The sequence below is a fragment of the Candidatus Binatia bacterium genome (assembly GCA_023150935.1).
Classification (GTDB): Bacteria; Desulfobacterota; Binatia; order HRBIN30; family HRBIN30; genus JAKLJW01.
The window spans coordinates 1-10887 of the sequence record JAKLJW010000071.1 but is presented as its reverse complement, the minus strand read 5'-3'; the positions used below and the strand labels follow the sequence as shown (position 1 = coordinate 10887).

13 protein-coding genes are annotated in these 10887 nt (G+C 65.2%); 6 read left to right on the top strand and 7 right to left on the bottom strand.

Going from position 1 to position 10887, the window contains the following annotated elements; genetic code table 11:
• Positions 1-121 precede the first annotated feature (121 nt).
• Together L6Q96_22430 and L6Q96_22425 are read left to right on the top strand one after the other, a co-directional pair.
• A complete protein-coding gene (locus L6Q96_22430; protein MCK6557307.1) occupies positions 122-427 on the top strand; it encodes a hypothetical protein in 306 nt (101 codons plus the stop codon).
• 10 nt (positions 428-437) lie between these two features.
• Positions 438-1103: a nucleotidyl transferase AbiEii/AbiGii toxin family protein gene (locus tag L6Q96_22425; GenBank protein ID MCK6557306.1), complete on the top strand. Its 666-nt coding sequence runs from the start codon at positions 438-440 to the stop codon at positions 1101-1103.
• 463 nt (positions 1104-1566) lie between these two features.
• Here the strand turns inward: L6Q96_22425 and L6Q96_22420 are convergent, their stop codons facing one another.
• Complete coding sequence (locus tag L6Q96_22420) at positions 1567-1917, bottom strand: DUF86 domain-containing protein (GenBank protein ID MCK6557305.1); 351 nt, start codon at positions 1915-1917, stop codon at positions 1567-1569.
• Positions 1898-2467 carry a nucleotidyltransferase family protein gene (locus tag L6Q96_22415; protein ID MCK6557304.1) on the bottom strand — a complete coding sequence of 190 codons (570 nt, stop codon included), beginning with the start codon at positions 2465-2467 and terminating at the stop codon, positions 1898-1900. The genes L6Q96_22420 and L6Q96_22415 overlap by 20 nt, the downstream gene beginning before the upstream one ends.
• Positions 2468-3195: 728 nt before the next feature.
• Between L6Q96_22415 and L6Q96_22410 the strand changes: the two genes are divergently transcribed.
• Together L6Q96_22410 and L6Q96_22405 are read left to right on the top strand one after the other, a co-directional pair.
• Positions 3196-4074, top strand: coding sequence for a MoxR family ATPase (locus L6Q96_22410; GenBank protein MCK6557303.1), 879 nt, complete (start codon positions 3196-3198; stop codon positions 4072-4074).
• Positions 4075-4112: 38 nt separating this feature from the next.
• Positions 4113-5300, top strand: coding sequence for a VWA domain-containing protein (locus L6Q96_22405; GenBank protein MCK6557302.1), 1188 nt, complete (start codon positions 4113-4115; stop codon positions 5298-5300).
• On the opposite strand, the gene L6Q96_22400 is transcribed toward L6Q96_22405, so the two are convergent.
• From L6Q96_22400 to L6Q96_22390, 3 genes are all read right to left on the bottom strand, one after another.
• On the bottom strand, positions 5297-6184 hold the full coding sequence (locus L6Q96_22400; GenBank protein MCK6557301.1) for a homocysteine S-methyltransferase family protein: 888 nt from the start codon (positions 6182-6184) through the stop codon (positions 5297-5299). The two genes, L6Q96_22405 and L6Q96_22400, sit on opposite strands and share 4 nt — an antisense overlap.
• A gap of 268 nt (positions 6185-6452) precedes the next feature.
• A complete protein-coding gene (locus L6Q96_22395) occupies positions 6453-6641 on the bottom strand; it encodes a type II toxin-antitoxin system HicA family toxin (protein MCK6557300.1) in 189 nt (62 codons plus the stop codon).
• Entirely contained in the window at positions 6638-6850 is a 213-nt protein-coding gene (locus tag L6Q96_22390) for a type II toxin-antitoxin system HicB family antitoxin (GenBank protein MCK6557299.1), read from the bottom strand. Before L6Q96_22390 ends, L6Q96_22395 begins: the two co-directional genes overlap by 4 nt.
• A 192-nt stretch (positions 6851-7042) precedes the next feature.
• Here L6Q96_22390 and L6Q96_22385 point away from each other — a divergent pair, with 192 nt between their 5' ends.
• Both L6Q96_22385 and L6Q96_22380 read left to right on the top strand, forming a co-directional pair.
• On the top strand, positions 7043-7678 hold the full coding sequence (locus tag L6Q96_22385; protein ID MCK6557298.1) for a corrinoid protein: 636 nt from the start codon (positions 7043-7045) through the stop codon (positions 7676-7678).
• A 15-nt stretch (positions 7679-7693) separates the two neighbouring features.
• Entirely contained in the window at positions 7694-8800 is a 1107-nt protein-coding gene (locus L6Q96_22380) for a hypothetical protein (protein ID MCK6557297.1), read from the top strand.
• Positions 8801-8892: 92 nt separating this feature from the next.
• On the opposite strand, the gene L6Q96_22375 is transcribed toward L6Q96_22380, so the two are convergent.
• Together L6Q96_22375 and L6Q96_22370 are read right to left on the bottom strand one after the other, a co-directional pair.
• Positions 8893-9315 (bottom strand): Zn-ribbon domain-containing OB-fold protein, encoded by a 423-nt coding sequence (locus L6Q96_22375; protein MCK6557296.1) that lies wholly within the window; start codon positions 9313-9315, stop codon positions 8893-8895.
• A 180-nt stretch (positions 9316-9495) separates the two neighbouring features.
• Complete coding sequence (locus tag L6Q96_22370; protein MCK6557295.1) at positions 9496-10662, bottom strand: thiolase family protein; 1167 nt, start codon at positions 10660-10662, stop codon at positions 9496-9498.
• Between the last annotated feature and the right edge of the window lie 225 nt (positions 10663-10887).

Genomic DNA, 10887 nt, shown 5'->3' with positions numbered 1-10887 from the left:
CGCTCAAACCCTTGCCAATCGCGGGTTCCCGATACCATGCAGCCCACTTTCTACCCACACGAATCCGTGAAGACCCCCCTTTTTTTGCCGCGACTCGGCAGCGGTGCTACGGTAGGACGCCATGCAACCGCAAGCCATCCCTGCCGCGCGGCGGCGTCTGCCCTGCGTTTGGGACTACGATATCGACGAGGCACAGTTTCGTGCCCTGCTCGACGGGTCGCTGCAGTTGGGGCGTCTGGACCGTGACTGGGCGGCGGTGCGCTTGATCGAATATGCTCCCTACGGCGAGATTGTGCGTCTGCTCGGCTTTCGCGCCCTGGCCGCCGGTTGGTCGACCTGGCGGCAGCGCGTTCGCTCCGACTCACGGCGCCGCGGCATCGACTTCCTCGTCGAGCACTTGAGCCGGCACCACCCCGAGTTGCTCTAAGCCACAGGTCATGTACGAGGCAGACTTCTACTTCGACATCCTGTATCCGTTGCAGGATCTTGTCCTCGGCGGCATCGGTGATCTGCGCACAGGGTTCTATCTCGCCGGGGGAACCGCCGCGTCGCGGGCGTACTTGCAGCACCGCTTCTCCGACGATCTCGATCTGTTCACGAATGACAGCCCGCAGTTCCGCCTCTGGGCGGAGCGCGTGATTGACGGACTGGCGGCGGTGTCCGACTGGAAGACAGAAGTTCTCCTGCGCGAGGCCCGCTTCGTTCGCGTGAACGTCGTGACACCACAGGCCAATTTGAAGATCGAGTTGATCGACGACGTGCCGGCGCACGTCGGCGAGATCGTCGACCACCCCGTGCTCGGCCGCGTCGACAGCGCCGAGAACCTGCTGGCCAACAAACTCACGGCGCTGATCGATCGCACCGAGCCCAAAGACCTGGCCGATGTGTGGGGATTCTGCTGCCGCATGGATCTGTCGATCGGCCGAGCGTTGGAGGATGCCCACAGCAAGGCGGCGGGTCTGTTCTCGCCGGATCTGGCGCGTGTCCTGATCAGCGCCTCAGAAGCAGACTGGCGCATGATCCGATGGATCAACGCGCCAGATGTGGGGGAGTTCCTCGCCGATCTGCGGCGGCTCGGAGAAGATCTGCTGCAACTCGGATGAGTGGACGGGCACGGATCGATACCGATTCCGAGCCCTTGCCCATGCCCTTGCCCATGCCCTTGCCCTTGCCCATGCCCGGTTTGGCGTGACGTTGGGGCAGGGGCAGGGGCACGGGCAAGGGTGATCGGTTACCCCGGGGCGGTGTATGGGGTGGGGTGGCACCTCTGCAGGTACCCGAGCGGGCGCTACCGCGTGGTAGAGCCGGACGGCGACGGCTATGTCCTGCGGGACGGGGCCGCCGCCTACGGACGCGATCCCGTGGCTGAAACTGCATCAGAACCCCAAGACCTCAGGACCCCAAGACCTCAAGACCTCAAGACCCCAAGACCTCAAGACCTCAAGACCTCAAGACCTCAAGACCCCAGGACCCCATCCACCTTGCACCACCGGCGGCGCACCGATAGTTCCTGGCCGTCATGAGCACAAAGGTACCACCAGTAGGGGCAGGGACCGACGAGGAGCCCTACGGGTGCGTGTCCGCATCCTCGATGATGCGACGCACCTGTGCCGCGAGTGCCGCAGCTTTGTTCCGCGCGACGTCCCAGACGATCAGATAATCGACGCCGCCGTAGTCATGGATGAGACGATCGCGCATACCCGCCATCTTTCGCCAGTCAACCATTGGAAAGCGCTGGCGCGTCTCCTCGTGGACCTGCTTGGCCGCTTCGCCGATGATCTCCACACCGCGCACAAACGCGCGCTTCAGCACTTCGTTCCCGAGAAACGCCTCCTGCGTGGTGCGGCCCGCCTCGACCTCCAGAAACTCTGCTTCGCGCAGAATGTCGCGCAGCAACTCACGCGTGGACGGACGCATAGCGCACGGTCGGAAGGATCAGCTGGGCCCTGGTTTCGGTGAGCGCCTTGTCAGTAACAAGGTCGACGCGACGACCGAGCAGGCTCTCGAGCAGTTCGTGCAAAGCGAAGAAGTTGTCGTACGTGCGTTTGTCGTCGTCGAATTCGACATACACGTCGACGTCGCTGTCCTCGCGTTCCTGCCCGCGCGCGAACGAGCCGAAGATGCCGATGCGCCGCGCTCCAAGCGCACGGATCTCACCCATGCGGCTTTCGATAACGGCCAGCGGATTCATCGTCGAGCCGATGCTACGCCTCGCCGGCACAACGTTCAACCGATAGGGGACAAGCAACGTTTCGCCGATCTGGAAGACCCGATCGAACACATCGCCGTCGACGCCTACGGCGACGACGAGAAGCTCTGGGCCTTCCGGCAGGCCTTCGAGGATGAAGTGCCCTCCCGCAGATGTTTTTTCATCGGTCAGCAGGTCGCAGTGCTCGAGGTCGACTACGATGGAAACGAACGCCGTGGACTGACAGCCAGGTGTCGTCGTAGCGACGGCGCCGAACACGTGGTGGCAGCCTCCGATGTCGTATTCCCGGAGGGATCGAGCAGCTCTCGTTACCTTGCTGCCTATCGCAAGTGGCTCGGTCTCGATCCCTATCCGGCCGTGGCTTCTCGGCCAACACGCAGGAGACGCCAACACAAGGCAACGGCGGAGGACTTCGATCTGGACCAGCCCGTCAAACTGGTTGCGCTCTCGGTCAAAGAGCGGGCCGCGCCCCGCCGATCGCTGGGAAGCGACCGGGTTATTGCGTTGCGCGCCACTCGCCTCTGGGATGTCGTGCCGGGGAGATCGTGTCGGTGAAGCCACGCAAACAGTGGAGCTACGCGGGCCACCCGTACCTGTCCGGGGAGATCGAGTCTGTCCGGTCCGATGTGGCCGCTCTGGGGCTCACACCGCTCCGGCTCGAGGACAAGGGAACGCGGGACCCGCGGACGCACTACTGGGGCGAGGAAGACGAGCCCATAGAGGATATCGCACTGCGCAGGTTGAACGGCTCAAACGACTCCGCCAGCGATGGATTCCAGGTTAACGCCTATGCCCCCAAGACCCCGGGCCCTCACGCCCTCAAGACCTCAAGACCCCAAGACCTCAAGACCTCAAGACCTCAAGACCCCAGGACCTCAAGACCTCAAGACCTCAAGACCTCAAGACCCCAGGACCTCAAGACCTCAAGACCCCAGGACCCCATCCACCTTGCACCACCGGCGGCGCACCGATAGTTTCTGGCCGTCATGAGCACAGATGGATTCAGGCAATTCAAGGGCACGCCCGGCTACATCGCCTCCGGACCGCTGGTCGACGCGGTAAACTGTTCGATCGCGCTCGAACGGCCGCTGCTGATCAAGGGCGAGCCGGGCACCGGCAAGACCGTGCTGGCCCGGCACATCGCCGAGGGACTCGGCATGCCGCTCCTCACCTGGCACATCAAGTCGACCTCGAAGGCGCCCGAGGGTCTGTACGTGTACGACACCGTGCAGCGATTGAACGATAGCCGCTTCGGCACCGGGGACGTCGCCGACATCCGCAGCTACATCAAGCTCGGACCCCTGGGGCGCACCTTCGCCGCCACCGAACGTCACGTGCTCCTGATCGACGAGATCGACAAGGCCGATCTCGAGTTCCCCAACGACCTGCTGCGCGAACTCGACGAAATGCGCTTTACCATCGTCGAAACCAACGAAGAAATCGCGGCCCGGCACCGGCCGGTGGTGGTCATCACGTCCAACAACGAGAAGGAACTCCCCGACGCCTTCCTGCGGCGCTGCATCTTCTACTTCATCGACTTCCCCGGCGTGCCGCTGATGAAGCAGATCGTCGCCGTGCACCATCCCCACCTCGACGCCAGGCTGCTCGACCAGGTGCTGATCAAGTTCTACTGGCTGCGCGAACAGAACGATCTCCGCAAGAAGCCGTCGACCTCCGAACTCATCGACTGGATCGCCGCCCTGCTGCGCGCCGGCGTCACCCAGGAAAAGATGGAAACCCACATCCCGTTCGTCGGCGCGCTGCTCAAGAAGGAACAGGACGTCGACGCCCTCCACCGCTACGACGCCCAGGGCGGCAAGGTCCCGGCGAAATGGTCCGACCTGGGTCCGCGGTATGTACAGTGAGACCGTAAGGACACCGGGGCGTTAGCCCGCACAACCCCATGTTCCTCGATCTCTTCTACGGCTTGCGCGACGAGGGGGTCCCGGTCGCGATCCAGGAATGGCAGATGTTCCTCGGTGCGCTCGAACAGGGACTGCACGGGTGCAGCCTGCTGCGGTTCTACCACCTCGGCAAAGCCTGCCTGATCAAGAGCGAGACTTACTTCGACGCTTACGACCGGGTCTTCGCGCGCGTCTTCAAGGGTGTCGAGGGTGCGATCGGCGACGACGTCACCGAGAAGGTGATGGAGTGGCTGCGCGACCCGAAGAACTTCCCCAACCTGACACCGGAACAGCTTGCCCAGCTCGAACGCCTCAGCCACGACGAACTCATGCGGCGGTTCCTCGAGACGCTCGAAAAACAGACCGAGCGTCACGACGGCGGCAACAGGTGGGTCGGCACCGGCGGCCGCTCGCCGTACGGCCACGGCGGCCAGCATCCAACCGGCATCCGCGTCGGCGGCCCCGCGCACGGACGCTCCGCCATGAAGGTCGCCGAGGAACGGCGCTTCAAGGACTATCGCACCGACATGACCCTCGATACGCGGCAGTTGCGGGTCGCCATCCGCCGCCTGCGTCAGCTCACCCGCACCGGGGATGCGTCCGAACTGGACCTCGACGAAACCATCGACGAAACCTGCAAGAATGCCGGCGAGATCGAGTTCGTCTTCCGCCCACCCCGCCGCAACAACGTCCGCGTCGTCCTCTTCATGGATGTCGGCGGCACAATGGACCCGTACTACGAACCGGTCAGTCAGCTCCTCACCGCGCTGCACGAGGACCGCGGGTTACGCGAGTTCCAGCCGTACTACTTCCACAACTGCATTTACGACCACGTCTATTCGACGGCGCGCATGTTGCGAGCCGACGCGGTACCGACGGGCGACATTCTGCGCAAGCTCGACAGCCGGTGGAAATGCGTGGTCGTCGGCGACGCGTCGATGCACCCCGCCGAGCTACTGGAAGCCTACGGCAGCATCGATCCGCGCCGCGTGACGCCGACCGCCGGCATCGTCTGGCTGCAACGGGTCGCGGCGCACTTCGACCGCAGCGTCTGGCTCAATCCCGAGCGCGTCGCCTACTGGGAGGCCGACACGGTGCGCATCGTCCGGCGGCTGTTTTCCATGTTTCACCTCAGCACCGACGGCCTGACGGAAGCCATGACGGCACTGGTGGGCGCGCGGATCTAGCGGCGTTCCCGATCGAGCACCCGCCGCACGGCCGCAATGAACGCCGGCGTGGTCCCGCAGCAACCGCCCACAAACGACGCGCCGGCCTGCACGAGCGCGGGCACCTGTGCGGCGAACTCCTCCGGGCCGGTCCGGTAGGTCACCTGACCCTTCTCCATCGCCGGCAGGCCGGCGTTGGCCTTGATCCAGATCGGACGGTCGGTCGCTGCCGCCAACGCCGCACAGAGCGGCGCAAAGGCTGCGATGCCAGCCCCGCAGTTGGCGCCGATTGCCACCGCACCGGCGCGGCTCAACTCGACGGCCGCCGCCGGCGGCGTCACCCCCATCATCGTACGGTCACCGCGCGGACCCGAATCGAAAACCATGCACGCAACCACCGGCAATCCCGTCGCCACCGCTGCCCCGACGGCAATCCGCGCCTCATCGAGGTCGGTCATCGTCTCCACGACGATACCGTCCGCGCCGGCGGCCGCCAGTACGCCGGCCTGCTCGCAGAAACCCGCCGCCAGCACCGCCTCGTCGACCTCGCCGGCCAGCAGCATCTTTCCGCTCGGACCCATCGACGCGAACACCCGCGCGCGCCCTTGCGCTGCCCGTAGCGAGATCTCGACCCCGGCGCGGTTCACCTCCTCGACCCGCCCCGCCGCGCCGTATCGTTCGAGGGCGATGCGATTGGCACCGAAGGTGTTCGTGAGAATGATGCGGCTGCCGGCGTCGACGTAGGCCCGCGCCACGGACTCGACACGATCCGGGTAAGCCGTATTCCAGAGGTCCGCCGGTTCGCCCGGCGCGAGCCCCTGGCGTTGCAGCTCGGTGCCCCATGCGCCATCCGTCAGCACCGGCCCGTCGGCCAGAAGCGAATCGAGCCAGCGGCGTGCACTCATCGTCCTCTCATGGGCTTCCGCAACCTCGCCGTCAACCGCTACGAACCGTTTTCCTCGGATCCCCCGGTCCGTGGACAGGCCCTGCGGGCTACGACCGCGAAGGCATCCGTTCGGGCAACCGCGTCTGGTGCCGGCGCGGGGGGATGGGGGGACGATCCGCGCCACAAAAGCGGCGCGGCATGGATACTGGGACGCGGAAGCGATGGGCGGGGCTGGCGCGGCGCTGGCGGCCAAGCCGGGCGGCTCGGCTCGACGCGTTCGTCAGCGATCACCTCACAAATGGAATGCCGAGGTCCTTGCATATCTTCCGGGCGAGGCCATCATCGACCTCATTGTGCCGTGGAATAGAGGAACGCTTGTTCTGTGCCGAATTGTGCCACCAAGAATGGCGCGCACCTTCCCGTAGCAAGGCACAGCCGTTGGTCCGCAGGTGGCGAAGCAAATCGCCACGCTTCATAGCGCGATCGATTCCTCGTCAAATCCTTCTCCGGCTGCTTCGAGTGCCTCATGTCGATTGAACTCCAGTGCCTCGCGCAAGGTCACTCGGAGAGTATCGACCAACTCCTCGCGCGTAGCCTCCTGACAATTAACGCCCGGCACCTCTTCGATCCACCCGATCCACCAGTCTCCCGACTGCTTGATCACCGCGGTGTACGTGTCCTTCATGAGCATCTCATAGCCCGATCCCCCGCGGATCGCTAACGTCCTGCCGCCCAGGTGGGTTCCTCGGACACCCAAGTTCGTATATAGCGTCCGCGGGCCACCATCTCGGCGCACCCTTCGGTCACCTGTTTGGTTCCGTGCTCCGTGTTGTGTGCTCGAAGTTACGCAGTGAGCACGAATCCCAGGAGGTTGACGATGTCCGTAATCGACGAACTGCAGAACGCGGTAGAAACCGGGAATCGCCTCAACGCCGAGGCGCTGACCAGGCAGGCCCTCGAGGCCGGCGAGGACGCCGGTAACCTCATTCGACAGGCCCTCATCCCGGCAATGGCGATCGTCGGCGAGAAGTTCAAGAACGGCGAATACTTCGTGCCCGAACTGCTGGTCGCATCGCGAGCCATGCGCGCCTGCCTTGGCATCCTGCGACCCGCCCTCGTGCCCGGAGCTTTCCAGACCATTGGCCGCGTCGTCATCGGCACGGTCCGCGGCGATCTGCACGACATCGGCAAGAACCTCGTCAAGATCATGCTCGAAGGCGCCGGCTTCGAGGTCATCGACCTCGGCGTCGACGTCGCCCCCGAACGCTTCGTCGAAGCGGTGCGCGATCATCAGCCGCAGATCGTCGGCATGTCGGCCCTGCTCACGACGACCATGCTGTCGATGCCCGCGACCATCGACGCGCTGCGCACCGCGGCGCTGCGCGATCGGGTCAAGGTCATCGTCGGCGGCGCGCCCATCACCGACTCCTTCGCCGATGAGATCGCCGCCGACGGCTACGGCGCCGACGCCTACGCCGCCGTGGAACTGGCAAAGCGCTTCATCGCCGCGTGACCGGGGCAGCCGGCGATGAACGCCCGCGAGAGATTCTGCGCCACCTGCCGGTTCGAACCCACAGACCGGCCCTTTCGCTGGGAGACCATCGGCTTCTGGCCGGAAACCACCGCCCGCTGGCACAATGAAGGTCTGCCTATCGACGTCGACGGCTATCTGACTTCGGCATACTTCGGGATGGACCTGCGCATCCCGATCTTCGTCGGCAATCACGAAGACCCCGGCTTCTTTCCTGCCTTCGAGGAGCAGGTGATCGCGGAAACCGATCTCTACCGGATCCGCCGCACCGCGGCCGGGATCACCCAGAAGGAGTTCACCAATCGGCAGTCGGCCCTGCCGGAGTTCCTGGCTTTCCCGATGACCGACATGCGTTCCTTCGAGGTCATCCGCGAGCGGCTCGACCCGGCGACGCCGAACCGCCTCGGCGCCGACTGGGCGGAGCGCGCCGAGGCCTACCGTACCGTCGACGTTCCGGTCGTTGTCTACGTCTGCGGCCTGTTCGGATTCGCGAGACACCTGCTCGGGTTCGAGAACCTCATGGCCGCGTACATCGAAAACCCGGAACTCGTGCACGCCATTGGCGAGCAATGGACGACCCTGTACGGCGGCATCCTCGAAACCATCGCCGCCGCGACCCCCGTCGACGCCGTGTATCTGTGGGAGGACATGGCGTACCGCAACGGTCCCATGATCGGACCTGCGATGTTCCGCACGTTCATGAGCCCTTACTATGCTCGCGCGATCGACCGCGCCCGCAGCAGCGGCATCGAGGTGTTCCAGGTGGACAGCGACGGCAACTTCGCCCTCCTGATTCCGCTGTTCGTCGAGGCCGGGATCAACATGTTCCTGCCATTCGAGGTGCAGGCCGGCATGGACGTACTCGATGTTCGCCGGCGCTATGGAAGGCGGGTCGTCATCGAAGGCGGCCTCGACAAGCGCGTGCTTGCGCGGGATCGCGCGGCAATCCGCGCCGAGGTCGACGCCAGGGTACCGGCGCTACTGCACGACGGTGGCTACATCCCGGCGATCGACCACCAGGTTCCGCCGGACGTGTCGCTCGAGGACTTCGAGTACTATCTCCAGTACGTGCGCGCCGTCGGCGAACGCTGCTGCCGCCGGTAATAACGAAACCGACGGCATCGAATATTTTCGGCGTACTTCGGCTCGCCCGTGATGGACCCCACCGACGCGTTCACCCGTACCTCCGCGACCGACTATACACCCGGCGACGACACCGCAGCGAACCTGGGCAACGTCACCTCGTCACTGATGTCCTCGAATACAACCCGCACCGGCATCCCGATCCGAATGTCGCCCGGCAGCACACCGACGAGGTTCGACGTCATCTTCGCACCTTCCGCGAGCTTGACGATCACAACCGCGTACGGCACTTCGCCGGCGAACCCCGGATGGTAGACCTGGTGCATAACGTTGAAGCTGAAGACCTCGCCGGCGCCGCTGACGCGTACCCACTCGCTCGCGCGCGACAGGCAGTTCGAGCACAACTCCCGCGCCGGGAATCGATATGTTCCGCACCCGCGGCAGCGCTGCACGACCAGCTCACGCCGCTTCGCCGCTTCGAAGAACGGCCGCAGCTCGGGAGTAACGGTGGGAATCGGCTTGGTGTAGGGGGGCATGGGGGTCCTGGGGTCGTGGGGTCCTGGGGTCGTGGGGTCGTGGGGTCCTGGGGTCCTGGGGTCCTGGGGTCCTAGGGGCTCCAGGCCCCCCGGCCTCAAGACCTCAAGACCTCAAGACCTCAAGACCCCAAGACCCCAAGACCTCAAGACCCCAAGACCTCAAGACCTCAAGACCCCGACTCACCGTTCACCAGACAAGATCAACGTCGAATGCGTCGAGAGAATTCCTCCGTTACCGCTGACCAGGGCCACCCTCGCGTCGGGCACCTGTCGCGCGGCGCCGTCGCCACGCAGTTGAATCACCGCTTCCGAAATCGGGGTCATCCCCCACATATAGAACGAAGAAAGCTGGCCGCCGCCAGTGTTCACCGGCAGCGCGCCGCCCGGCGCCGTCTTGCCGTCGGCCACGAACGGTCCGCCCTCGCCTTTCTTGCAGAAGCCGTAGTCCTCCAGACAGACGATCACCGTAAACGTGTAGCAATCGTAGAGTTCGACCACGTCGACATCCGCCAGCGTCAGCCCGGCCATGCGCAACGCAGTCTCCTTCGCCAGCACCGCACCCGACGTCAACGTCTCCGCCGGGTCTCCGCCCGGGTGCCCCTGCCCCATGCCGCGGACGTATACCGGAGGACGCTTCAAGTCGCGCGCCCGTTCCGCGGACGTCACGATCACGGCGACGCCGCCGTTCGAAACCAGGCAGCAGTCGAGCAGGTGGAACGGCTCCACCACCCAGCGCGAGCGGTGATAGTCCTCCAGCGTCAGCGGCGTTTCGTGTAGCTGGGCCGCCGGGTTGCGGTTTGCCCACTGCCGTTGCGCTACCGCCACGGCACCGAAATGGTCGTTGCTGGTGCCGTAAACGTGCATGTGGCGGCGCGCCACCATGGCGTACATGGCGTTGATGCCGAACTGCCCGTACGCGGCGTCGAGTCCGCGCGCGAAACCGTACGCCCCCGCCGACCCGCCCCCGCCTTTTTCGGCGCCTTGCGGTTTCGGCGGCTTCAACGGGGCGTCGGAGAACACGCACGCTACGGTGGTGCACATGCCGGCCGCGATCGCTCCGCCGGCGTGCTGAATCATCGCCGCCGCCGTAGCTCCGCCGGCATTCATGGTGGCGGACAAGCGCAGGTTGCGCAGGCCCATCGCCTGCTGCAACTGAAAGGAACCCATCGCCGCCTCTCCCCAGCTCAGCCCGGGGTTCAACAGCAAACCGTCCAGGTCGCCGCGATCGAGGCCCGCATCGGCCAGCGCCAACTGCACCGCCTCCACCGCAAACCCCACGTGGTTGCGGTCGTAGACCTTGCCCTGCTGCGTGATTCCGAGGCCCGCGATGGCAGTGTAGGGGATCATCGGAAAAGGAGGCTGGAAGTAACTCGTAAGTCGTTCTCCACTACCCACTACCCACTACCCACCGACCACTGACCACCGCCCCCGGCCGCCCGTTTCTATTCCCGACACCGCGCTTCCGCAACCCGGCCCCCGGGGCCCCGGTCGCCGCCCCCTAATCCGGCGCTAACAGATGTCTGCATGCCCGTAAGCCGCCACCCCCGCGAAGCTTGTCCCGGCGAAAGCCGG